The sequence below is a fragment of the Eubacterium limosum genome, assembly GCF_000807675.2.
GTDB classification, from domain to species: Bacteria; Bacillota; Clostridia; order Eubacteriales; family Eubacteriaceae; genus Eubacterium; species Eubacterium limosum.
The window spans coordinates 1,835,409-1,856,590 of the sequence record NZ_CP019962.1; the positions used below are offsets into that span (position 1 = coordinate 1,835,409).

Sequence of the window (21,182 nt, forward strand, 5' to 3'; positions counted from 1 at the left end):
AATCACATGGAACGTAAGACTTATAATCTTTTTGATATAATTTACAGTGGTACTGCTAAATATCTTGAACGTGCTGAAAAAGATGTAGCAAAGGCCATTGAAGAAAAAGGCAGAGATGCAGAAGCTAAACTGCCGGATACCGCTTATGGCTTAGCCACAATTTACGCAATCACAGGCGAAAAATTATTAACAGTAGGCGATCTGGAACGCGGTATTGAAATGGCAAAAGAACACATCAACCGCACAAACATGCTGGCTGACGCTTTAGAAGCCGGTGTTGCTGCTGCAATGTTATGTGAAATTATCCAGGCCTGCAAATACTTAGACGGCAACCCACATCCGGAATGGGTAGACGGCGCATTGACCGATGCGGTTGTCCGTTCTTTCGGTGTTGCTCTGGTTACCCAGGATATCCCAGGTGTTGCTGTTATCATCGGGGAACACAAGGATCCTGAACAGTTAGCAAAAACAATCAAATCTTATCAGAATAAAGGTCTTCAGACCTATCTGGTTGGTAAATGTATTGACCAGGCAAGAGACCAGAAAATCAAAATGGGTGTTGACCTTCGTGTTATCCCATGCGGTTACGAAATCGAAGATGTTATCAACGTTGTATCTGTTGCTGTACGTGCTTCTATCATGTTCGGTAACACACCAGCCGGCGAATGGGAAAAACACAGAATCTACACAAGAGACCGTGTATTCGCATTTGTTAATGTATTTGGCGACTGGGATGACAAGATCATCGCTGCTGGCGCCTGCGCAATTGATATGGGCTTCCCGGCAATCACAGAAACCTACATTAATGAAGTTCCTACCCTGTTATTAAACCAGCCAGACCTGACAAAAACAGACGCTACCTCTCTTGAAGCCCGTGGCATCAAGATCAAGGTTACCGAAATTGACTGTCCGGTATCTGTATCCTCCGCTTTCGAAGGCGAACGTGTCCGTAAAGACAACATGAAAGCTGAATTCGGTGGAAACAGAACAAAAGCCTGGGAATTAGTTCATACTGTAGAATTAGGCGATATCGAAGATCATAAGATCACTGTTGTCGGCCCGGATATTGACGATCCACAGTTTGACGGCGTTGACGTTGTCCGTATCCCATTTGGTCTGGAAATTAAAGTTGCTGGTAAAGCAATGCAGTCCGACTTTGAATCTGTACTTGAAAGAAGATTACACTACTTCTTAAACTACATTGAAGGTTCAATGCACGTTGGACAGAGAAATATCTGCTGGGTTCGTTTAACCAAAGAAGCATTTGATGCTGGCTTCAGACTGCGCCACTTCGGTGAAGTAGTTTACGCTAAGATGTTAGACGAATTTGGTAAAGTAGTTGATAAAGTTGAAGTTACCATCTACACCAAAGAAGAAGATGTTGTACGTCTTGAAGAAGAACTGGTTAGACCAATCTACAACGTACGTGATGACAGACTGAACTCACTGACAGATGAAAGTGTCGATGTATTCTACACCTGTACACTGTGCCAGTCCTTTGCTCCTTCTCACGTTTGTGTTGTAACACCTGAACGTTTAGGTCTCTGCGGTGCTGTTTCCTGGTTAGACTCCAAAGCAACCAAAGAGCTTGACCCAACCGGTCCTGCACAGCCAATCGAAAAGAATGGTGTTATCGACGAACGCTTAGGCGCATGGGAAGAAGTCAATGACGTTGTTGCCAAGTGCTCTCAGGGTGCAGTTGAAAAAGTTACCTTATACTCTATCCTTGAAGATCCAATGACCTCCTGTGGTTGCTTCGAATGTATCTGTGGTATTATGCCAGAAGCCAACGGTGTTGTTATTGTTAACCGTGAATTCGGCGGCATGACACCTACTGGTATGACCTTCGGTGAATTAGCTTCCATGACAGGCGGTGGGGTTCAGACTCCTGGCTTCATGGGCCACGGACGTCACTTCATCAGCTCCAAGAAATTTATGGCTGCTGAAGGTGGTATCGAAAGAATCGTATGGATGCCTAAGGAATTGAAAGACGACGTTGCAGAAAGATTAAACAAATCTGTACAGGAATTATACGGAATTGAAAACTTCACAGACATGGTTTGTGATGAAACAATTGCTGTTGACTCCGAAGCAGTATTAGAATTCTTAACAGAAAAAGGCCATCCAGCACTGGAAATGGATCCAATTATGTAATAAATACTTGCTTGAAAGCAGGACGTTGCCGTCCTGCTTTCTTTTTCTAAATAAGAATATTTCTAAAAGAGCAAGACAAATTTAAGGAAAAAGGTTATAATTAAATTATAAAAGTTTGGAGGAATTATTATGAGCGAACATAGCCACGAACATACACATACACACAGCCATCCGCACGATGGAAGCCACGACCACGAACATGGACACAACCATGACGCAATGCACGATCATGAGCATACACATACTCACACTCATCCTCATGACCATGAACATGGACACGACCATGACCACGATCATGCGCATTCCCACGAGGGAGAAGGCAAGGATATCGAAATTTTAGGCCTTTTGCTGGATCATTGGGCAGACCATAACCAGGAACACGCTAAAGAATATAAAAACTGGGTGGATAAAATGAACGCAGTTGGCAAGACGGAAGTGTCAAAGGCCATTGAAGAGGCAATTGCCCTGATCGGCCAGGCCGACGAGCATTTAATGGAAGCCAAAAAAGCTTTGATTAAATAGAAAAGTTTCTGCTCTTTATTGCCATAAAATGGGTTGATAAATCGGGCTGAACATTATATACTAAGATTGTAAAAGATGATTAACTTCGGTATCCGGGGCTCTTACTATCCATCCGGATACCAGAACGAAAATCTAAGTTTCAAATTGAAAGGAGATGTTTGTTATGTGCGAATCTTCAGCATATTTAGTGAATAAAAAAGGTGAAGAAGAAAAAATTATGGATTATGTCATCGACATTGTGCCTAACAATGACGGTAGCCTGACACTTTCAGACCTTTTAGGAGGCACTAAAATTGTCAACGGACGTTTAAAAGAAGTAAAATTATTAAACCACAAGATTCTGATCGAGGATGCAGCGGTATAAGATGAATATTGTTGTGTTGGACGGAATGGGCGGCGGCATCGGGTCCCGGATTGTTGGCATCCTGAAAGAAGAAATTCCACCTTATATTGAAGTGTACGGTTTGGGAACAAATGCCCTGGCAACAGCGGCAATGCTCAAAAAAGGTGCCAACAAAGGGGCGACCGGTGAAAATGCCATTGTGGTAAATGCGGGAAAAGCAGATGTTATTATAGGCTCTATTGCCATGACAATGCCCAACGAAATGATGGGTGAGGTGACAATGCGAATGGTGGAGGCAATAAGCGCCAGTGAAGCCATTAAAATTTATATTCCGATTTTGCCGGAAAATAACTATATCGTTTCTCTCGAGGAAAAACCATTGTTATTGCAGATCCGTGAAGCCGTTGCATTGATTAAAAAAGAGCTGAATCTTTAATACAGATACTTAGAAGGTGACTGAAATGGAAAAATTATCCGAAAAGGACGCTGAAGTTTTTCAGGTATTACTGGTACATTGGATTAATCACAACGGTGAGCATGTGGAGGGCTATCGCGAATGGTCCGAAAAAATGGCGGGTGTCAGACCTGAGGTGGCTGGTGAGATAGACAAGGCGATTGACGATATGCAGCAGGCTGCCAGAAAGCTGATGGAAGCCAAAATCAAATTTCAGGAAAGCTGAGAGCAGACAATAAAATAAATTGAAAAATATTTGCTTGAAGGCAAGGTTTATTAACCATGTCTTTTTTTATTTGTTTGCCGGATAAGACCGCTTTAATTTAAGCGGTCTTATTTTTTTCTTTTGATAATTAAAGAGTAATCGGTTATAATAGAATTATCTTGACACAGGAGGCTGAAGGAATGTCGCTAAAAATTAAAAATCCAAAACGATTTTTAATCTCATTGATCGTTACCCTGCTTTTATTGCTTTTTGTCATCGTTGGCTTTTTTACAGTGATGGGAAAAATCATCGGTCTGTTTACAAAAAAAGATGAACCGCAGGCTGCGCCTGAGCCGACAGCAACCGCTCAGGCCGCAACGCCGACCCCTTCAGCATCACCGACATCGACAGTGCCGACCGTTGACCCCTCCAATCTGGGAGATGTTCAGGTTTTGGTCAATAAGACCCATGAGCTGCCCTCAGATTACGAGCCTTCAGATTTAGTGACCGTTCCACTGAGGGGAAGCCGCGAGACACAGCTCCGCCAGCAGGCATCAGATGCTCTGGTCAAGCTTTTTGAAGCTGCAGACAACGATGGCGTGACCCTTTACTGCGCCTCCGGCTACCGTTCTTACAGTATGCAGGAGGATCTGTTTGCAGAGAACGTTGCCGCCTATGGCGAGGAGCAGGCAAACCTTATCAGCGCGAAACCTGGTCAGAGCGAGCATCAGACTGGTCTCTGTATGGATGTTACCTGTGAGGCCATGGGGATGGATCTTCAGGAAAGTTTCGCCGATACAGCTGAAGGTCAGTGGATTGCCGATAATGCTCAGAATTATGGCTTTATTATTCGTTTTCCGGATGGAAAGACCAATATTACCGGTTATTCCTATGAACCCTGGCATATCCGTTATGTGGGCGTAGACGCGGCAAAAGAGATACACAGTAAGAATGAAACCTTTGAAGAGTATTTAGGACAAACAAACTGAGGATGTGCTGAGACGCACATCCTCGTTTCGATTTCAGGAGGAAAGAATGCGTGTAGAAAAAATCAGAGACTGTACTCTGATCTATAGAGACACAGAGGAAGCCATTGTCATTGCCTGTGATTCTATTGGGGCCATCGGCGATAAGGAGATGGACGTGGTCAAGGTAACGCCAGAGCTGACAGCCTATGAAACCGTCAAGGTGGCTCTGGGCGAACTGCTGGCCCTCGGGGCAGCGCCTATTGCGGTTTCAGACGGGTTGGCAGTGGAGACATACCCAACGGGGAAACGGATGATTGACGGTGTCAGAAAGGCCATTTCAGAGCTGCCGGATTATGAAATCGCCCTGACCGGAAGCTGTGAGGACAATATGCACACAGTTCAGACCGGAGCAGGCATTACCGTAATCGGTATTATACAGGAGGCACAGGTGAAATATCGAATCACAAAGCCGGGCGATAGAGCTGTTCTTTTTGGAACGCCGCTGTACGGGGACGATTTTTCAAAAAAGCTGCACCTGGCATTGCAGCTGCCAGATTTTACAGCCATCCGAAAAGTTCCTGGTCTTCTGGAAATGGTGCCGGTGGGTTCAAAGGGCATCGCCTATGAGGTTTTAAAAATTGCGGAGGACAATGGTCTGGGGTTTGAATGGGAGAACAGCCTGCCCTTTGACGTGAGACAGTCCGGCGGCCCGGCCTCCTGCTGCGTTGCTACCCTGCCCGAAGCCGGGATCGCTCAGCTCAAAAAATATACGGAAAAGCAGGTCACAGAGCTGGGAAGTTTTGTAAAAAACAAATCTTCGTTAAATTAAATCTTGCTTTTTTCATAGAAGATTATTATAATAGTATAGAAAAATGCGTCCCTATAGCTCAGTAGGATAGAGCAGCGGTTTCCTAAACCGCGTGCCGGAGGTTCGAATCCTCTTAGGGACGCCAGTTCATTTAGTTGAAACAGCCCCGAAAGCAGAGCTTGTCGGGGTTTTTATATCGGTAATCGCTTTGTAAGGAGAAATAAAAATGAAGATTGGATTTATCGGAATCGGCGTAATGGGACAATCGATGGTCAGAAACCTGATGAAAAAAGGCTATGACGTTTCAGTTTATAACCGAACAAAGGCCAAGGCAGACGCCGTAGTGCAGGAAGGTGCACACTGGTGTGACAGTCCAGGGGCGTGCGCGGCAGATAAAGATGTGGTCATAACCATTGTCGGCTACCCAAAGGATGTGGAGGAAGTCTATTTTGGCAGTGCGGGTATTGTCGAAAACGCCAGAGAAGGCGCGGTGCTGATCGATATGACCACCACCAGCCCAAAGCTGTCCAAGCGTATTTATGAAGCGGCTGCCAGGCGCGGCATCGCAGCGCTGGACGCGCCGGTGTCCGGTGGAGATGTGGGCGCAGAAAAAGGAACCTTGTCCATTATGGTCGGCGGCGACGAGGATGTGTTTAAAACCTGCCTGCCAGTCTTTGAGGCCATGGGGACCAATATTATTTACGAGGGCGGCCCGGGAGCAGGCCAGCACACTAAAATGGCCAACCAGATTGCCATTGCAGGCGCTGTATCCGGCGTTTGTGAAGCTCTGGCCTATGCAAAGGCCGTGGGACTAGATGAACAGACCATGCTCGATAGTATCAGCGCAGGGGCGGCCGGAAGCTTTCAGATGAGCAACACGGCTCCGAGAATCCTGAAAGACGACTTTGCTCCGGGTTTTTTTGTGAAGCATTATATCAAGGATATGAAAATCGCCAGTGAGGAAGCCGAGGAGGCCTCCGCCCATTTAGAGGTACTGGGTAAAGTGTTAGAAATGTATGAGAGCCTTGAAAAAGAAGGCTACGGTGATCTGGGGACTCAGGCGCTCATTAAATATTACGAGCAGTAAAACCATAGAATTTGAGGTAAAACATGAGAATCAGGGATGAAAAGCTGAAGAGCGAAACAAAGCAGCTGGAGCGGACCTATAAGATCTGCAAACAGGAAATCGAAAAGATCAACCAAGCCATGTCCGGGAACCCCGACGCGGTAGAGCTGGCAGATCTGAATTATCAGAGAGGCTTTCTGGAAGGGCGGCTTCAAAGTGCCGGCGCCATGCTGAATTTTTTTCAGGATTACAGCGCCCACCCTCTGGAGCTTTCGTATGAGCTGAGCCCGGACGCTAAAATGGACCAGGTTCAGGCCGACCGTATTTTACAGCTTTTGAACCATCACCTGTCAGCTTATACCTTTGAGCTGGCCCAGGAGCAAAAAGGCGCCGCGGTCCACGGCGAGAATATCCGGAGCGCAGTGCAGGTCATTAACGTCCTGGTCAGTGTGTTGGAAATTCTAAATCCGGGTTATGTGTATAAATTCTTTGACGGCCGCAGCGGCAGCTGGACAGGGGTTTACTGCTTTGAAAAAGGAAAAGAGGACGAAGGCTTTCAAATCGTGCTTAAGCAGGATATACCGCGCTGAAAGTCTACAAAAATATAACAAATTCTGCATTGCAGGCACAGGTGGATTGTGCTAAAATAAGTCGACTTACAGGTAAAGGAGTGAAACGCTGTGGATGAATTTAAAAAATATATCATTATTGCCATACTCGCGCTGGTAGCTGTTTTGGTGGCACCGGTGATCATCGCTCTGCTGGGCATTGTCCTGTCACCTGTAATTACGACAATCGGATTTGTATTGATCCTGTTTGCCGTGACGGTTTTTATTGCCTATAAAAATAAAATCGGAAGAAAATAGGAGAGTTGTTATTGACAAGAACGTTGGAAACGGCCGAAAAACGCATCGCGGTGCGTCTGGCGGAGGAGAAGGATTATCAGAGAATACTGGATATTCTGAATGTAGCCATTTTGGAAAGGCGTGTCACCGCGCTTTTGACTCCGGTTACCATGGAAAGCCGCAGAGGCTGGTTCAAGGAGCACAGCGACGGCGTACACCCCATTTACGTGGCTGAAAAGGACGGTATTGTGGCTGGCTGGATGGCAGTGACCGCTTACCGCTGCGGCAGAGAGGGCTTTAAGCACGCCTGTGAGATCAGCTATTATATCGCGCCGGAGTTCCGGGGCAGCGGCATAGGCTCAAGTCTTATGGAGCATGTGATCCTCGAAAGCAGGAAACGGGGACTCAAGAACCTCATGGCGGTTATTTTCGCCGATAACCTGGGTTCACAGCGGCTGGCCTATAAATACGGCTTTAAGATCTGGGGGACTTTTCCAGAGATTGTTGAGATCGACGGCAGGACCACGGACTGCTATCAGATGGGCCTAAAACTTTGAGAATTATCGCTTGATTATTTGGGCCAACTCTGCTATAATAACTTGTAGTGTTTTGATGTGAAAGGCGTTACGCCTTTTTTTATTGTTTTATTGACATGGGGCACCGTTTTATGCTATTCTATACTGGTGACCATGAAAATAGGAAACGTGTGTCTATATGATGTTATTCGTGTATATAATAAAGGATGTAGGAGGTGCTGTAATTGAGAGTTAAAGTAACTTTGGCATGTACGGAATGTAAACAAAGAAACTACGATACAATGAAAAATAAAAAGAACAATCCGGATCGTTTAGAAGAAAAAAAATATTGCAAGTTCTGTAAAAAGCATACACTGCATAAAGAAACGAAATAGGATTGGCTAAGAGGAATTAATCATGGCAGCTAAGACGAAAAAAAAGTCTAAAAATGCAAAAAACACAAACACTAAAAATGATAATATCCAAAAGACACAGGTAGCTGAATCAAAAAAGACGAGTGTTGCCAAGGATGACAAAAAGAGCACTGACAGTAAAGATAAAAAGAATACCAAGAAATCTGACAAAAAGAAAAAGCCAAATATCTTTGTCCGCATGCTTGACTTTGTTAAGGGAGTTTTCTCTGAGCTTAAAAAGGTCAACTGGCTGACAAAAGAAGAATTGGCAAAGAGCTCTGGCTTTGTAGCCGGCTTTGTCGCAATCTTCACATTTTTGATTTGGGTTATTGATTCAGGTCTTGGTGCATTGGCCGCTCTACTAATTGGACTTAAATAGTACTGAGGGATAATCATGGAATATGAAAACAGTGGCCAGGCAGAATGGTACGTTGCCCACACCTACTCAGGATATGAGAACAAGGTAAAGGCAAGTATTGAAGCAACGGTCGAAAACAGACATATGGAGGATCAGATCCTCGAAGTACAGGTTCCTGTACAGGAAGTTGTCGAAACAAAGGACGGAAAGCGCGTCATAAGAGAGAAAAAGCTCTTCCCGGGATATGTAATGGTCAAGATGTTTATGACCGATGACTCCTGGTACGTTGTACGTAATACGCGTGGTGTAACCGGCTTTGTCGGCCCGGCCTCCAAGCCCGTTCCATTAACCAAAGCCGAACTCAAAAATATGGGCATCAAGCAGCAGGCTATTCAGATCGACCTTGAGGTTGGTGATGAAGTCAATGTTGTGGATGGACCATTTGAAGGTTTTGCCGGAATTATCGAGGAGATAAATCTGGAAAAATCAAAAGTTAAGGTCAATATTTCCATGTTTGGGCGGGAAACCCCAACCGAACTGGAATTTGAACAAATACAAAAAATTAAGAACACTTAAGGGAAAACTATTCTTCAATTATGAAAAAATGAAGGAGGTGTTAGCATGGCAAAAAAAGTAATTGGTCTCATCAAGTTACAGATTCCTGCAGGTAAAGCTACTCCAGCTCCACCGGTTGGTCCGGCTCTGGGTCAGCATGGTGTAAATATCATGGGATTCTGTAAAGAATTTAACGCTAAAACAGCAAATGAAGCAGGTATGATTATCCCGGTAGTAATTACCGTATATCAGGATCATTCCTTCACATTTATCACAAAAACTCCACCGGCAGCCGTTTTACTCAAGAAGGCAGCAGGGATTGATAAAGCTTCCGGCGTACCAAACAAAACAAAAGTTGCAAAAATTTCTCAGGACCAGGTCCGCGAAATCGCAACCTTAAAAATGCCTGACCTTAATGCAGCCAATGTTGAATCAGCTATGAGAATGATCGCTGGTACAGCACGCAGCATGGGTATCACTGTAGAAGAATAAGAATTCAGAAGGTAGAAACACCTTAAGTGGGAGGGAAACCGCTAAAACCACAAGGAGGAAATATGAAACGAGGAAAGAAATATCAGGACAATTTAAAAAGTTTTGATAAAGCTGAATTATTTGACCTTGATGCCGCAGTGGCACAGGTTAAAAAAATGGCTACCGCTAACTTTGATGAAAGTATTGAAATGCACATCAAACTCGGCGTTGACTCCCGTCATGCGGACCAGCAGGTTCGTGGCGCCATTGTACTGCCGAATGGTACTGGTAATACCGTAAAAGTTTTAGTTGTTGCCAAAGGTGACAAACTAAAAGAAGCGGAAGAAGCCGGTGCAGATTTCTTTGGCGAAGATGAAATTATTGATAAAATCCAAAAAGAAAATTGGTTTGATTTTGATGTTATGATTGCTACACCAGATATGATGGGCAAGGTTGGTCGTTTGGGTCGTGTTTTAGGTCCAAAAGGCTTAATGCCAAACCCGAAATCCGGTACAGTAACCATGGATATCGCAAAAGCTGTCCAGGATACCAAAGCTGGTAAAGTTGAATACCGTCTGGATAAGACAAACATTATCCACGTCATCATCGGTAAGGCTTCCTTTACAGAAGAACAGCTCATGCAGAACATGACCACTCTTCTGGAAACCATCAAAAAAGCAAAACCAGCAGCTGCAAAAGGTCAGTACTTCAGAAGTGTTACCGTTGCAAGCACAATGAGCCCTGGTGTAAAAATTAATACAGCAAAAATCTGACTTGACATAAAAACAGACTAATGATACAATATTCGATGTTGTAAAAAAGTTATAAAACGTTCATCCATAGACAGCAGGGACTGTAGTTTAAATATCCTGCCGAGGCTGAAGAGACACGAGCATTATATACATGATGATATAGGCTCTCTTCACCTGCGTGGAGAGAGCTTTTTATATGACTAAAATTCACATCGTAAGGAGGTGCAGAAAAGAATATGCCAAATATTGAAGCAAAACAAGCTATCGTGCAGGAAATTGCCGATAAAATGAAAAATGCACAGGGTACAGTCGTTGTTGACTATCGTGGCTTAAACGTAGAAGAAGTGACCGAATTAAGAAAAAAAGCCAGAGAAAACAACATCGATTATAAAGTTTATAAAAACTCTATGATGCGTTTTGCAGCGAAAGAAGCAGGCGTAGAAGGCTTACTGGATGTTCTGGTTGGACCAACAGCCATCGCATTCTGTGAAGATGATCCGGTTGCTCCGGCTAAACTGATCAACGACTTTGCTGGAGAACACAAAGCTTTAGAAATTAAAGCAGGTGTTGTCGAAGGTAAGGTTTTAGATGTAGCTGGTGTTAAAGAATTAGCCGAATTACCGCCACGCGAAGTATTGGTTGCAAAAGTCCTTGGCGGCTTAAACGCACCAATCTCTGGTTTCGCAAATGTACTGAACGCAAACCTGAAGGGTTTAGTTGTCGCTTTAAACGCGATCGCAGAACAAAAAGGCGCAGAGGCTTGACGTTTTTGTCCAAATTTTATTTAAAATTTGGCAGCGAGTACTGAACGTTAGTGAACGAGCGGTACAAAAACTAACGCATTTTTTCTTTGAAATAATCCTTTCTGGATAAAGATTTTAAAGAAAAAATACGATCATAAAAAATAATTACACAATTTTGGAGGATATTACAATGAGTGAAAAAGTAACACAGTTAATTGAAGACGTAAAAGGTTTAACCGTATTAGAATTATCTGAATTAGTAAAAGCTTTAGAAGAAGAATTTGGCGTTAGCGCTGCTGCTCCTGTAGCTGTTGCTGCTGCTCCTGCTGCTGGTGGCGCTGCTCCGGCTGCTGAAGAAAAAACTGAATTCGACGTTGTTTTAGCTGCTGCTGGCGACCAGAAAATCAAAGTTATCAAAGTTGTTCGTGAATTAACAGGCTTAGGCTTAAAAGAAGCTAAAGCAGTTGTTGACGAAGCTCCAAAGCCGCTTAAAGAAGGCGTTACTAAAGAAGAAGCTGACGAAATCAAAGCTAAAATTGAAGAAGTTGGCGGTAGCGTAGAAGTTAAATAATTTAACTTTTATAGAACACAAAAAACAAAGTGCTATGGGCCTGTTCCATGGCACTTTTTTTAATTTCTGCATTTTTAAGCCACGCCACTTGTGTTATAATAGTTTCATGTGAGTTTGAATATGAAAGGATTTTACAATGGGTAAAAAACAGAATAATCAGGTTAAAGAAATTACACCGATGGAAGTCGATTTTCCACAATGGTATACAGACGTTATCTCTAAAACAGAGTTGTGCGATTACTCCCCAGTTAAGGGCTTTATGGTCATCCGCCCTTATGGCTACGCCATCTGGGAAAACATTCAGAAGTCCTATGACGAACGCTTTAAAGCGACCGGTCATAAAAATATGTACTTCCCACTGCTGATTCCGGAAAGCCTGCTGAAAAAAGAAGCAGAGCACGTTGAGGGCTTTGCGCCTGAGGTTGCCTGGGTCACTAAGGGCGGCGACAAAGAGCTGGCAGAGCCCCTCTGTGTGCGCCCAACCTCCGAAACCATCATCTGCAGCATGTACGCAAAATGGCTGCATTCCTACAGACAGCTGCCATTTTTATACAACCAGTGGTGCTCTGTAGTGCGCTGGGAAAAAACCACAAGACCCTTCCTGAGAACCTCTGAATTCCTATGGCAGGAAGGCCATACTCTGCATGAAACCCCAGAGGAAGCACAGGAAGAAACCATGCAGATGCTAAACATCTACCGTGAAGTGGCAGAAGATGTTATGGCGATTCCGGTTGTCGTTGGACAGAAAAGCGAAAAAGAAAAATTCGCGGGCGCTGCCGCAACCTATACCATGGAAGCGCTGATGCATGACGGACAGGCTCTGCAGTCCGGTACTTCCCATAACCTCGGACAGCATTTTACCAAGGCCTTTGACATTACCTACCTGGACCGTAATAATGAACAGGCTTACCCATACCACACCTCCTGGGGCGTATCCACCCGTCTGATCGGGGGTATCATTATGGTGCACGGCGACGACAACGGACTGGTTCTGCCGCCGCGCATCGCGCCGACACAGCTGGTCATTATCCCTGTTGCCCAGCACAAGGAAGGCGTTCTGGATAAAGCCTACGAGCTCAAGGACATTCTAGGCGCAGAATTCCGTGTTGAGCTGGACGATAACGACAGCAACTCCCCAGGCTGGAAATTTAACCAGTGGGAAATGAAAGGTGTGCCGATCCGTCTGGAAATCGGACCGCGCGATATTGAAAACGGACAGTGCGTCCTGGCCCGCCGCGATACCGGCGAAAAGGTACAGGTAGCTTTGGATGACATCAAAGAAGCAGTACGTACCCTGCTTGCCGAAATTCAGCAGAACCTGTTCGATCGTGCCCTTAAGATGCGCGAGGAAAAAACCTCGACCGCAGTGGATATGGACGAGTTTAAGAAAAACCTCAAGGAAAACCCAGGCTTCATCAAAGCCATGTGGTGTGAAGACCGCGCCTGCGAAGACAAGATCAAAGACGAAACCGGCGCCAGTGTCCGCTGTATTCCATTCGACGATGAGCAGGAAGTGATCGGTGAGGGCAAATGCGTCTGCTGTGGCAAGCCAGCGAAAAAAATGGCATACTTCGCCCGCGCATACTAAAATGAACAAAGCAAGAGTATTAAAGGATATTCCCTTTGAACTCGACGTCGACGCCTTTTTCACGCATATCCGCATGGAAAAGGAGTCGAAGCGTTCAAAGCGGATATTCGAGATCATCGAAACCGCCAGCCCCTACATAAGACCTGTGGCCATGTACAAACGGGCTGAGATACAGATGGTGGACAGTGACGTGTTCACCATTGACGGCCTGGCCTTTAAGAGCAGGGAGATTGTGGAAATACTAAAGCGCGAAAGCTTTGTTTTTCCAAACATTGTGTCCTGCGGGCCAGAGATTGAAGCCTTCTGTGTTGACCGCAAAAAGGTACTGGAACAGTACATTACCATGGAGCTCTGCAATTTCAGCTGCGCCGTGGCACGAGAAGCTATGTTTAACGCCATCAGAGACGAGTTTAAAATGGAAGAGAGCACCGAGCTGTTTCCAGGCGAAAAGGGCTGGGACCTGCAGCAGGGAATCCAGATCTTTAAAATATTCTCAAAGGAAACCGAAGGGACAGGGCTCAGCATATCCGAGGCGGGCGTTCCAAAGCCCAGCCGCAGTGCCTACGGCCTGATCGTCGGCAGCTGACAATGGCAGACAGACAACCCAGAAAGGGATGGTACAAGCTGGACAATGCGGGAACCCTTTATTCCTCCATTGCGTCCTCCAGGGTATCAACCGTGTTTCGGATGACACTGGGTCTCACAGAAGAAGTAGACCCCGAGGCCCTGCAAAAAGCTCTGGACAACGTGATGGTGCGCTTTCCGTACTTTAACGTCACGCTGCGCCGGGGCTTTTTCTGGTATTACTACGACCATTCCGAAAATCGCCCCCTGGTCGAGAAAGAATCACACTATCCCTGCAAAACCATCCGGCAGCGAAAGGGCGTGTTTCCATTCCGGATTCTGTACTATGGCCGTTATATCCATTTGGAAATGAGCCATTCCATCTGTGACGGCTACGGTGGTTTAGCTTTTTTAAAGCCGCTTGTATTAGAATATTTTAAAGTAAAGGACGGCATTGTCTGCAAGGAGCTGGGCGACATCATCGATATTAACAGCCCGGTCGACCCCGAGGAATACGAGGACGCCTTTAAAAAATATTATGAAAAACGGGTTCCGCCGCCGGAAAAGGGGGAGAAGGCCTACCATTTCCCCTTTGGCCTGCTGGATAAGGGGCAGTACCTGCTGCTGACCGGCATTGTACCAGTGAAAGAGGTGCTGGTACAGTCAAGGGCCCACAAATGCACCCTGACGCAGTTTATCACAGCCCTTTACTTTGAGAGTATCCAGGAGTATATCCTGGGCCTCGAGAAAAAGAAACGCGCCCGGTCTGGCCATACCAAGGCCAATATTGCCATCAATGTGCCGGTGGATCTGCGAGCCTTTTTTCCGTCCAAAACCCTGCGGAATTTTTTTATCAGCCTGAACCCGGCCATTGATATGCAGCTGGGGGTTTACAGCCTGGAAGAGATTATCGACCAGATCAAGGGGTATATGGGCCTGTATATCAACCAGAAAAACATCAACCGCTATGTTTCCAGAAACGTGCGGAACGAAGAGCTCATGGTGCTGCGCATGATCCCGCTGTGGGTAAAGCGCGTGATTATGCCCATTGTGTACAAGCGCTACGGCGAAAGAAGCTACACCAGCTCAGTCAGCAACCTGGGAAGCATCTGGATGCCCGAGGAGGTCCGGGACAGGATTACCGGGTTCGAGATATTCCCGCCGCCCAGCGCCGGAAATAAGCTAAAAATTGTGATGGCCAGCTATGGCGATAAGCTGTATATCTCCTTTGGAAAGACCACTGGGGAAAAGGACATCGAGCGGATTTTTTTCAGAAAGCTGCGAAAGCTGGGAATCCCGGTACGAATCGAAGGAAACCAGATCAATTATTACGAAGTCGAAAAGGAGGATGCCTAATGGCCTATTGTCCAAAATGCGGTGTTGAGGTCGATAATAACGTCAAAAACTGCCCGCTGTGCGATTTTCCAATACCCGATATCGGCGAGGAGCCAAAGGGCGAAAAGCGCTATCCCCTGGCGGTCAACACCTATCCGCAGGAACATCAGGAGAAGAAGAACCGGATTTTTTACGCCCTGGAAATTATTGTGGCGGCAGTATTTTTAATTAATATGGTGTTATACTGGTTTATCCCTTTTAATCCGACCATTACTCAGATCATTATGATATCATCCGTTTCCCTGGCGCTGTATCTGATGTTTTGCTTTAATTATCTGCCAGCGCTGGTGAACCTTTTGGGCTGTTATTTTACCACGCTGCTCCTGGGTTCTATTATTTATGTGATTGTGGGCGGTTCGGGAGACTGGTTTGTAAATTACGCCATGCCAATCGTGACGATTCTTTTTATCGACATTCTCATTTTTGGTATCATCTATAAAAAGAACCGTCACCGAAATCAATTCATCTACGCGCCAGTGTTTTTGATTGCTTTCAGCGCTACACTGTGCCTGGGGATTGACGGTGTGATTTCCTATAACATTCTGGGGCACCTGCGCTTTACCTGGTCCCTGATCGTGGCGATCTCCGGCATCTGCATTATCGCCCTGCTCATGGGGATTTACCACGGCGTGCCCGACCGCACCAAGGCATACCTGAAGAAAAAACTGCATGTATAGAGGAGGCGGAAAGTGAAAAGACAAGAAAAAATCGAGGCGCGTCTCCTGGAAATGCCCCTTTACGACTATGCCTTTTTCCCGGTAAAGGATATTATTTTCACACAGGATGTACGCACCATCTGCGCCATGAACGACTGCGGCATGTACGGCAGGCGCTGGGTCTGCCCGCCGGTCATCGGCAGCATTGAGGACTGCATTGCCGAGTGCCAGGCCTATGAGCACGCCTTTCTCTTCTCGACCGTAACCGAGGTGGCAGATTCCTTTGACCTCAAGGCCTGCGTTGAAGCCAGAGGCGACCATGAGGCCATTACCTACGAGGTCGCCCAGATCTTCAGGCAGGAGACCGAAAACCCGCTCATTCTGTCAACAGGCTGCATTCCCTGTGAGCACTGCGCTTACCCAGACGCGCCCTGCCGCCACCCCGAAAGGGCCTTTAAAACCATTGAGAGCCACGGCATTATGATTATGCAGATGGCAGCCCAGCAGGGCCTGAATTACGACTGCGGACAGAACATCGTGACCTACTTTTCACTGGTTTTGTACAATCTTTAGCCAAGAGCGTTGAGCGGCTTGAGAAATGGGTAAAACCATTGTATAATAGAAATAGTTCTAAACAAGGAGGAATCGATATGCAGCCACAGGAAAAAGCAGTCTATCAGGACATACTGCAATGCATTTTTGCCAGATATCTGGAAGATTACTCGGAAAACACGTATTCAGAATTATTAAAAAAATACACAGGCCTCTCAGTCATCGAAACCGGCGAAGCCAGAGAAGCCTCCTATGAGATGGTCCTTCAGCTTCTGAAGCGGAGAACCAGGCGTTATACCGGCCTTGGGCGCATGGCTGAGGGCGACGCCCGGGAAGAAAACATCCTGTATCCCGCCGCCTTCGAGACCCAGGGCGCCGATCCAGAGCTCGCCCGTGAGACCGACTACGGCACAGCCTGGGACGGCTTTGACAATATGCTCCTGGAGCTGCCAGAGGAAAAGGAGGTCGAATGTAAAATGGCATTAAACAGCCTGGAAAGCATTATCCACGATCCCTCCATGACCAAACCGCAGAAGGAGCTGCTGTCAAGCATTCTGCTGGACTGGATCGCCCATGAGCCAGAGGATATCGGTATCCTGTTTGTCCCCATACTGCTGCAAATTTATGAATAATAGACAAAGCCCAATCCGCCGTCCGGTTTAGACAGAACCGGCGGTGTTTTTTTGTACAAAAAATTGCATTTTTTACGTATATCTTTTCAGAGATAAAGGTGATATAATGGAGATAAATTAAATATCGGTTGCGCTATTGTTGATTTTAAACGTGTTCATTCAAATTTTCTTTCATTCTGATTTCAGATGTCCCATAAAAGCTGATAAAAGAAATGAAGAAAAGAGTTTTTAAAGCCTGAAAGGCAGAAAGGAAACCGAAATGAAAGCCGATCTTGTCCGCATTGCGCTGATTCCGTATTTTGTCCTGCTGCTGGTTATCTGCAACTGGAATGTGAAGCTGTACTCAGCCGTAACACTGAACAGCTTTTACTTTCTGGAATATATTCTTTTTATTTTCTGCGGCCTGGCGATCGCACGCTTAATGGATGTTTCCCAGAGCACCTATCGTCAGAAAAGCGCCCGAATCATCATTATTGTCAATCTTGTTGTTCTGCTGGGATTCTTTCTGCTGGGATTCCTTCGGATTTTTGTTTTCTTTGACGTCCGCTATTTTTATCAGATTTCTTTTCTGCTCTTTGGTTACTATGTGTATTTGCTCGTTATAAGTCTGAGAAAGGGTGAGAATCCATGAAAAAGTATGTGCGAAACGGGATGATCATCTGCGCGCTGTCGCCGCTGATCGCCTATTATTTACATTTTATGGTTGGTACGGTGTCCAGCCGTATCTTTATGCCGCTGTCTTACATCTCAAACAACCCCGCCATTGCCTATCTGGGATACAACGGTGGGGTGGAAATGGTACCAGCCTGGACCATCGCTGTCAATGTGACTGTGCTCATCTATCTGGCTTACCGGAGGGAGACGGATAAAAAGAAGGGAGAGGAGCCATGAGGGCAGTACAGGCTGTGTGCCTCCCCTGAGTAATGAAAAGCGGCCAATGTCATTTCTATTGTTAAAAAAGGAGGACATAAAATGCAATATCAAAAATTATCATACCCTGCAAAAAATTACGCCAGTGAGCTGTTTGAAGAATACCGGAACCGTCTAAAAGAGAATATACCTGACGAAAAAGCGTCGGTTATCAACTTTAAACCGGATATGAACAGCACGCGCTATATCTGCGAGCTTCAAAAATTCTTTCATTTTCAGGTAAAGGAAAATCAGGTGATCATTAACCGGTTCTTTGTGGACCAGATGACATGCTTTTATAAGTGGTAAGGAAGTAAAGGAAAAGTTTCAGCCTGAGAGGAAAACAATGAAAAATAAGATATGTTTAGTCTATCTGGCGGTAGTTCCGTACCTTATTCTGGCGATGGTCACTGTACACTGGTATGAGTATTACAGGCCAAGCCCGTCCACGCTGGCATTTGAACCCTTTTTGTTTGTTTTCAAAATTTTGATGTACCCTGTCATCGGGGTTCTCCTGGCTCTCCTGCACATTATTCCCAAAAGTGTGTATGGTACAAAATGGGCAAGAAGCATTATGGCTGTCAATTTTATGGTACCAATTGCATTTTGGGCCATCTATTACTCTGACTTTGGCGGACTGGGCGTGAGAATGCTGTTTTTTATCAAGGTACCGGTATTTACGACCTTATCCTTTCTATTAATAGGCTATTACCTAGTTTTGTTAATGATGAGTTTTAAAAAAGGATAGTGAAATGAAAGGAAAAGTAATATTAATTATTTTTAGTTTGGCTGTTTTAACAGGCCTGTACTATGTTGTGGGAGATGATCTGTGGAGGAGTCTGACAGCCTCCTTTTTCTTCACAGCTATTTCCGTTTCAGTATGTGTACAGTTCATTGAGCTCATAAAAAAGTACGAAATTAAAAGATGAGAGGTCAAAAGTGAAAAAGAAATTATTGACAGTGCTCGCGCTGCTGGCAGTCTGCTGCTTAATGTTTTTGGGCTGCTCAGAAAAGGAAAAGGCGAGTGAGGAAATCCCTCTGTCCGAAAGGAGTATTGAGGAGCAGGTTCAAAATGGCCGGAGCGACATATTTAAAGAATACGATAATATCAAGGCCTTTAGAGCCGTGTATCAAAATGATCTGAGAACCATGAACGGGCTGGTAGATCCTCATAAATATGATATTGTTTTGAAAAATCTTGAGTATGAGTACCCACAGATTCAGGAGTCTTCAAAGGTAACGGCAACCTATAAAAAGATTGACAAGGATAAATATGTGCTGAAGTATTACGATTCATTTGAAGAATACGGCGAATTAAAAGAAAGCGACCTGGCAGCCCTGAACGAATCCGGCAAGGCGCAGGGGATCACCTACAAGTCCAAAATGGCAGAACTTGTGCCAGAGCAGGAAAATATCCGGGCCTATTATGAGAAGGTGGTCTGAAAAATTAGAAGGATTGAGGACAGGAGGTGCGCAAAATGAGAGATACCGTTAAAAACAGTGTGAGCTGTGTGGTCTACAGTGTCATCATTGTAGTGGATATCGTGCTTAACTATCAGCTTTTCCACTGGCTGAGCAAGCCTCTTTACAGAATTAATGAAAGACTTTTCGGCCCTACAGAACTGGGCCTTAAAGGCCAGCCGCCCTTTGTGGTCTTTTTCCAGTTCTTTATTCCCGTCATTCTGTTTTTTGTCATTGTGATGGCCGGATATTTTCTCTGTAAGAAAATTGAGGAAAAGAAAAACCGATAAAAATGACCTTTATCTTTAAAAAAAGAGCGTTTGCAGAATACGAGGAGGAAAGTCCATGAAAGTGAAAGCATATTTAAACAGACTGTTGCGGGAAGAATCCAGTAGTATGTGGGGTGTCCGCCTTATAATCAAAATCATTTTGGTGCTTCTGGTTCTGACAGTATACGCACTTCTGAACACACTGGTACTCGAAAGCATATCCGATAGGGCCTATGCTCTGATCAATCCTGAATTAGAAAACAATATGGTGCTTTATCATTATGTTTTTTCCCCGGCGGTTATCCTGGCACTGGTGCTCTCAATGGTATGGATCAGTAAGGACTTTAAACTGAAAAGAAGAAGCAAGGTAAAAAAGGACAGCATTGTTATCGGGCTAATTCTGTTTGCGTTATATATGATTCTTTATCTCCCATACATTTTTTATAGTTTTCAATCCTCAGCGTTTTTTGTCAGAATGGTACTTTTCTTTCTGTCCAAAGGAGCGAATCGGGCATTTTTACAGGTGCTGTTACTGCTGTCGGGGTACTTTATCATAAATGGGGTTGTTAGGGCTCCAGTTGTGGGAGATAAAAATTGATTGAGCGAAAAGCAGTGGGAAACCGTTGTTTTGAGTAAAGAAAAATCAGTAGTGGACATCTCAGACGGTTCTTTATTGCTAAAAGAGAAAAACGACAAGATAATCATATTTTGTGATTATACCAGTTAAATTTGCGAGATAGCCGAAAGATCTTTTATGGCAGGCTTAACATGCTATATTTGTTTTTAACAAGATTAAAGGTAGATATCTAGCGCTAAAAAGGTACCATTTGCTTTGAATGTGATTTTTTTAAGGGATAAAACCCCACGAGAAAGGAGAAAAAATGAAAAAGAAATTGTTTGTAATGATGCTGGCATTGCTGGTTTTCTCTTTGCCATTGTCAGGATGCACGCCAGATAAAGAAGACGTACAGAAAGAAAACAAAGCGGAAAAAACCATGGAAGAACAAGTAGAGAACAATCAGAACGCGATTTTTAAACAGTACGACAACATCAAGGCATTCCGGTCGGAATACCAAAAGGATCTGGAGACAATGAACGCGCTTGTGGACCCGAATAAAGCGGAAATCGTTCTGAGCGATATCAGCTATACAGCAGGCGCGCCCAGCTCCGATTCAAAAGTCGATGCCACCTACAGGCGAATTAATAAGGAGACCTATGTTCTAAAATACTATGAATCCTGGGATGTGTATAATGAACAGGTAAAAAACGATTTGTCAGCACTCAATGAATCGGTTAAGGACCAGGGAATCGAATACCGTATAGACCGCGCGGAGCTGGTGCCAGAGGATAACAGAGTGCGGGCTTATTTTGAGAAAGTGACATAAACGCTTTTATAAACAACGGGTAAATTAT

Annotated in this window: 33 protein-coding genes, 1 tRNA gene and 1 other annotated feature; all 34 genes read left to right on the forward strand. The window is 44.9% G+C overall.

The genetic code is table 11. The annotated features are described in order from the left end of the window. Positions 1–6 precede the first annotated feature (6 nt). The 34 genes from acsB to B2M23_RS08550 all read left to right on the forward strand — a co-directional run bounded on the left by acsB (position 7) and on the right by B2M23_RS08550 (position 21,154). A complete protein-coding gene (gene acsB / locus B2M23_RS08390) occupies positions 7–2,154 on the forward strand; it encodes an acetyl-CoA decarbonylase/synthase complex subunit alpha/beta (protein WP_038352888.1) in 2,148 nt (715 codons plus the stop codon). Positions 2,155–2,283: 129 nt separating this feature from the next. Beyond that, positions 2,284–2,676: a DUF8180 domain-containing protein gene (locus B2M23_RS08395; protein ID WP_038352887.1), complete on the forward strand. Its 393-nt coding sequence runs from the start codon at positions 2,284–2,286 to the stop codon at positions 2,674–2,676. A gap of 163 nt (positions 2,677–2,839) precedes the next feature. Beyond that, positions 2,840–3,040 carry a CooT family nickel-binding protein gene (locus B2M23_RS08400; protein ID WP_013381863.1) on the forward strand — a complete coding sequence of 67 codons (201 nt, stop codon included), beginning with the start codon at positions 2,840–2,842 and terminating at the stop codon, positions 3,038–3,040. Position 3,041: 1 nt separating this feature from the next. Further along, positions 3,042–3,455 carry a DUF3842 family protein gene (locus B2M23_RS08405; RefSeq protein ID WP_038352886.1) on the forward strand — a complete coding sequence of 138 codons (414 nt, stop codon included), beginning with the start codon at positions 3,042–3,044 and terminating at the stop codon, positions 3,453–3,455. 25 nt (positions 3,456–3,480) lie between these two features. Beyond that, complete coding sequence (locus B2M23_RS08410; protein WP_038352885.1) at positions 3,481–3,699, forward strand: DUF8180 domain-containing protein; 219 nt, start codon at positions 3,481–3,483, stop codon at positions 3,697–3,699. 179 nt (positions 3,700–3,878) lie between these two features. Next, on the forward strand, positions 3,879–4,667 hold the full coding sequence (locus tag B2M23_RS08415) for a M15 family metallopeptidase (protein WP_052237321.1): 789 nt from the start codon (positions 3,879–3,881) through the stop codon (positions 4,665–4,667). A gap of 46 nt (positions 4,668–4,713) precedes the next feature. Continuing rightward, positions 4,714–5,475: an AIR synthase related protein gene (locus B2M23_RS08420; protein ID WP_052237320.1), complete on the forward strand. Its 762-nt coding sequence runs from the start codon at positions 4,714–4,716 to the stop codon at positions 5,473–5,475. Between the two features lie 47 nt (positions 5,476–5,522). Then, positions 5,523–5,599, forward strand: a tRNA-Arg gene (locus tag B2M23_RS08425). Between the two features lie 81 nt (positions 5,600–5,680). Continuing rightward, positions 5,681–6,541 carry an NAD(P)-dependent oxidoreductase gene (locus B2M23_RS08430; RefSeq protein ID WP_038352884.1) on the forward strand — a complete coding sequence of 287 codons (861 nt, stop codon included), beginning with the start codon at positions 5,681–5,683 and terminating at the stop codon, positions 6,539–6,541. Positions 6,542–6,564: 23 nt separating this feature from the next. Beyond that, a complete protein-coding gene (locus tag B2M23_RS08435) occupies positions 6,565–7,110 on the forward strand; it encodes a hypothetical protein (RefSeq protein WP_038352883.1) in 546 nt (181 codons plus the stop codon). A gap of 90 nt (positions 7,111–7,200) precedes the next feature. Beyond that, positions 7,201–7,386, forward strand: coding sequence for a hypothetical protein (locus tag B2M23_RS08440; protein WP_038352882.1), 186 nt, complete (start codon positions 7,201–7,203; stop codon positions 7,384–7,386). An 11-nt stretch (positions 7,387–7,397) separates the two neighbouring features. Further along, positions 7,398–7,922, forward strand: coding sequence for a GNAT family N-acetyltransferase (locus tag B2M23_RS08445; protein WP_052237319.1), 525 nt, complete (start codon positions 7,398–7,400; stop codon positions 7,920–7,922). A 203-nt stretch (positions 7,923–8,125) separates the two neighbouring features. Continuing rightward, positions 8,126–8,275, forward strand: a complete 150-nt coding sequence (gene rpmG, locus B2M23_RS08450) for a 50S ribosomal protein L33 (protein WP_013381854.1) — start codon at positions 8,126–8,128, stop codon at positions 8,273–8,275. 22 nt (positions 8,276–8,297) lie between these two features. Continuing rightward, positions 8,298–8,672: a preprotein translocase subunit SecE gene (gene secE / locus B2M23_RS08455; RefSeq protein WP_052237318.1), complete on the forward strand. Its 375-nt coding sequence runs from the start codon at positions 8,298–8,300 to the stop codon at positions 8,670–8,672. A 15-nt stretch (positions 8,673–8,687) separates the two neighbouring features. Continuing rightward, entirely contained in the window at positions 8,688–9,227 is a 540-nt protein-coding gene (gene nusG, locus B2M23_RS08460) for a transcription termination/antitermination protein NusG (RefSeq protein WP_038352881.1), read from the forward strand. 45 nt (positions 9,228–9,272) lie between these two features. Continuing rightward, positions 9,273–9,698, forward strand: coding sequence for a 50S ribosomal protein L11 (rplK, locus tag B2M23_RS08465; RefSeq protein ID WP_038352880.1), 426 nt, complete (start codon positions 9,273–9,275; stop codon positions 9,696–9,698). Positions 9,699–9,760: 62 nt separating this feature from the next. Further along, on the forward strand, positions 9,761–10,450 hold the full coding sequence (gene rplA, locus B2M23_RS08470; RefSeq protein WP_013381850.1) for a 50S ribosomal protein L1: 690 nt from the start codon (positions 9,761–9,763) through the stop codon (positions 10,448–10,450). Between the two features lie 46 nt (positions 10,451–10,496). Then, positions 10,497–10,633, forward strand: a sequence feature (ribosomal protein L10 leader region). Between the two features lie 32 nt (positions 10,634–10,665). Next, positions 10,666–11,193, forward strand: coding sequence for a 50S ribosomal protein L10 (rplJ, locus tag B2M23_RS08475; RefSeq protein WP_013381849.1), 528 nt, complete (start codon positions 10,666–10,668; stop codon positions 11,191–11,193). 169 nt (positions 11,194–11,362) lie between these two features. Then, complete coding sequence (gene rplL / locus B2M23_RS08480) at positions 11,363–11,743, forward strand: 50S ribosomal protein L7/L12 (RefSeq protein ID WP_013381848.1); 381 nt, start codon at positions 11,363–11,365, stop codon at positions 11,741–11,743. 136 nt (positions 11,744–11,879) lie between these two features. After that, complete coding sequence (gene proS, locus B2M23_RS08485) at positions 11,880–13,331, forward strand: proline--tRNA ligase (protein ID WP_038352879.1); 1,452 nt, start codon at positions 11,880–11,882, stop codon at positions 13,329–13,331. A 1-nt stretch (position 13,332) separates the two neighbouring features. After that, a complete protein-coding gene (locus B2M23_RS08490; RefSeq protein WP_038352878.1) occupies positions 13,333–13,917 on the forward strand; it encodes a hypothetical protein in 585 nt (194 codons plus the stop codon). Positions 13,918–13,919: 2 nt separating this feature from the next. Continuing rightward, positions 13,920–15,251: a hypothetical protein gene (locus B2M23_RS08495; protein WP_038352877.1), complete on the forward strand. Its 1,332-nt coding sequence runs from the start codon at positions 13,920–13,922 to the stop codon at positions 15,249–15,251. Further along, the gene (locus B2M23_RS08500) at positions 15,251–15,967 is read left to right on the forward strand and encodes a zinc ribbon domain-containing protein (protein ID WP_038352876.1); all 717 of its coding nucleotides are present in this window, start codon (positions 15,251–15,253) and stop codon (positions 15,965–15,967) included. The genes B2M23_RS08495 and B2M23_RS08500 overlap by 1 nt, the downstream gene beginning before the upstream one ends. A gap of 12 nt (positions 15,968–15,979) precedes the next feature. Further along, entirely contained in the window at positions 15,980–16,519 is a 540-nt protein-coding gene (locus B2M23_RS08505) for a DUF2284 domain-containing protein (RefSeq protein ID WP_052237317.1), read from the forward strand. A gap of 77 nt (positions 16,520–16,596) precedes the next feature. After that, the gene (locus B2M23_RS08510; protein ID WP_038352875.1) at positions 16,597–17,130 is read left to right on the forward strand and encodes a hypothetical protein; all 534 of its coding nucleotides are present in this window, start codon (positions 16,597–16,599) and stop codon (positions 17,128–17,130) included. Positions 17,131–17,389: 259 nt separating this feature from the next. Then, positions 17,390–17,761, forward strand: a complete 372-nt coding sequence (locus B2M23_RS08515) for a hypothetical protein (RefSeq protein ID WP_038352874.1) — start codon at positions 17,390–17,392, stop codon at positions 17,759–17,761. After that, complete coding sequence (locus B2M23_RS08520; RefSeq protein WP_038352873.1) at positions 17,758–18,021, forward strand: hypothetical protein; 264 nt, start codon at positions 17,758–17,760, stop codon at positions 18,019–18,021. Before B2M23_RS08515 ends, B2M23_RS08520 begins: the two co-directional genes overlap by 4 nt. An 81-nt stretch (positions 18,022–18,102) precedes the next feature. Next, entirely contained in the window at positions 18,103–18,348 is a 246-nt protein-coding gene (locus B2M23_RS08525; protein WP_038352872.1) for a hypothetical protein, read from the forward strand. A 37-nt stretch (positions 18,349–18,385) separates the two neighbouring features. Beyond that, positions 18,386–18,787 carry a hypothetical protein gene (locus B2M23_RS08530; RefSeq protein ID WP_038352871.1) on the forward strand — a complete coding sequence of 134 codons (402 nt, stop codon included), beginning with the start codon at positions 18,386–18,388 and terminating at the stop codon, positions 18,785–18,787. Between the two features lie 4 nt (positions 18,788–18,791). Then, positions 18,792–18,968, forward strand: a complete 177-nt coding sequence (locus B2M23_RS21135; protein WP_167617824.1) for a hypothetical protein — start codon at positions 18,792–18,794, stop codon at positions 18,966–18,968. Positions 18,969–18,978: 10 nt separating this feature from the next. Then, positions 18,979–19,482 carry a hypothetical protein gene (locus B2M23_RS08535; protein ID WP_038352870.1) on the forward strand — a complete coding sequence of 168 codons (504 nt, stop codon included), beginning with the start codon at positions 18,979–18,981 and terminating at the stop codon, positions 19,480–19,482. Positions 19,483–19,517: 35 nt separating this feature from the next. Continuing rightward, positions 19,518–19,790: a hypothetical protein gene (locus B2M23_RS08540; protein ID WP_038352869.1), complete on the forward strand. Its 273-nt coding sequence runs from the start codon at positions 19,518–19,520 to the stop codon at positions 19,788–19,790. 55 nt (positions 19,791–19,845) lie between these two features. Beyond that, positions 19,846–20,367: a hypothetical protein gene (locus B2M23_RS08545; protein WP_038352868.1), complete on the forward strand. Its 522-nt coding sequence runs from the start codon at positions 19,846–19,848 to the stop codon at positions 20,365–20,367. A 283-nt stretch (positions 20,368–20,650) separates the two neighbouring features. Further along, complete coding sequence (locus B2M23_RS08550) at positions 20,651–21,154, forward strand: hypothetical protein (protein WP_038352867.1); 504 nt, start codon at positions 20,651–20,653, stop codon at positions 21,152–21,154. Positions 21,155–21,182: the final 28 nt, after the last annotated feature.

Bases quoted from the DNA above. Each gene is read 5' to 3' on its own strand.
- rplJ (WP_013381849.1), top strand. From the start codon at position 10,666: ATGCCAAATATTGAAGCAAAACAAGCTATCGTGCAGGAAATTGCCGAT.
- B2M23_RS08540 (WP_038352869.1), top strand. From the start codon at position 19,518: ATGAGAGATACCGTTAAAAACAGTGTGAGCTGTGTGGTCTACAGTGTC.
- B2M23_RS08405 (WP_038352886.1), top strand. From the start codon at position 3,042: ATGAATATTGTTGTGTTGGACGGAATGGGCGGCGGCATCGGGTCCCGG.
- B2M23_RS08410 (WP_038352885.1), top strand. From the start codon at position 3,481: ATGGAAAAATTATCCGAAAAGGACGCTGAAGTTTTTCAGGTATTACTG.
- B2M23_RS21135 (WP_167617824.1), top strand. From the start codon at position 18,792: ATGAAAGGAAAAGTAATATTAATTATTTTTAGTTTGGCTGTTTTAACA.
- B2M23_RS08395 (WP_038352887.1), top strand. From the start codon at position 2,284: ATGAGCGAACATAGCCACGAACATACACATACACACAGCCATCCGCAC.
- nusG (WP_038352881.1), top strand. From the start codon at position 8,688: ATGGAATATGAAAACAGTGGCCAGGCAGAATGGTACGTTGCCCACACC.
- B2M23_RS08420 (WP_052237320.1), top strand. From the start codon at position 4,714: ATGCGTGTAGAAAAAATCAGAGACTGTACTCTGATCTATAGAGACACA.
- secE (WP_052237318.1), top strand. From the start codon at position 8,298: ATGGCAGCTAAGACGAAAAAAAAGTCTAAAAATGCAAAAAACACAAAC.
- B2M23_RS08545 (WP_038352868.1), top strand. From the start codon at position 19,846: ATGAAAGTGAAAGCATATTTAAACAGACTGTTGCGGGAAGAATCCAGT.
- B2M23_RS08490 (WP_038352878.1), top strand. From the start codon at position 13,333: ATGAACAAAGCAAGAGTATTAAAGGATATTCCCTTTGAACTCGACGTC.
- B2M23_RS08430 (WP_038352884.1), top strand. From the start codon at position 5,681: ATGAAGATTGGATTTATCGGAATCGGCGTAATGGGACAATCGATGGTC.
- B2M23_RS08435 (WP_038352883.1), top strand. From the start codon at position 6,565: ATGAGAATCAGGGATGAAAAGCTGAAGAGCGAAACAAAGCAGCTGGAG.
- B2M23_RS08500 (WP_038352876.1), top strand. From the start codon at position 15,251: ATGGCCTATTGTCCAAAATGCGGTGTTGAGGTCGATAATAACGTCAAA.
- B2M23_RS08415 (WP_052237321.1), top strand. From the start codon at position 3,879: ATGTCGCTAAAAATTAAAAATCCAAAACGATTTTTAATCTCATTGATC.
- B2M23_RS08525 (WP_038352872.1), top strand. From the start codon at position 18,103: ATGCAATATCAAAAATTATCATACCCTGCAAAAAATTACGCCAGTGAG.
- proS (WP_038352879.1), top strand. From the start codon at position 11,880: ATGGGTAAAAAACAGAATAATCAGGTTAAAGAAATTACACCGATGGAA.
- rplA (WP_013381850.1), top strand. From the start codon at position 9,761: ATGAAACGAGGAAAGAAATATCAGGACAATTTAAAAAGTTTTGATAAA.
- rplK (WP_038352880.1), top strand. From the start codon at position 9,273: ATGGCAAAAAAAGTAATTGGTCTCATCAAGTTACAGATTCCTGCAGGT.
- B2M23_RS08550 (WP_038352867.1), top strand. From the start codon at position 20,651: ATGAAAAAGAAATTGTTTGTAATGATGCTGGCATTGCTGGTTTTCTCT.
- B2M23_RS08515 (WP_038352874.1), top strand. From the start codon at position 17,390: ATGAAAGCCGATCTTGTCCGCATTGCGCTGATTCCGTATTTTGTCCTG.
- B2M23_RS08520 (WP_038352873.1), top strand. From the start codon at position 17,758: ATGAAAAAGTATGTGCGAAACGGGATGATCATCTGCGCGCTGTCGCCG.
- B2M23_RS08400 (WP_013381863.1), top strand. From the start codon at position 2,840: ATGTGCGAATCTTCAGCATATTTAGTGAATAAAAAAGGTGAAGAAGAA.
- B2M23_RS08530 (WP_038352871.1), top strand. From the start codon at position 18,386: ATGAAAAATAAGATATGTTTAGTCTATCTGGCGGTAGTTCCGTACCTT.
- acsB (WP_038352888.1), top strand. From the start codon at position 7: ATGGAACGTAAGACTTATAATCTTTTTGATATAATTTACAGTGGTACT.
- rplL (WP_013381848.1), top strand. From the start codon at position 11,363: ATGAGTGAAAAAGTAACACAGTTAATTGAAGACGTAAAAGGTTTAACC.
- B2M23_RS08495 (WP_038352877.1), top strand. From the start codon at position 13,920: ATGGCAGACAGACAACCCAGAAAGGGATGGTACAAGCTGGACAATGCG.
- B2M23_RS08510 (WP_038352875.1), top strand. From the start codon at position 16,597: ATGCAGCCACAGGAAAAAGCAGTCTATCAGGACATACTGCAATGCATT.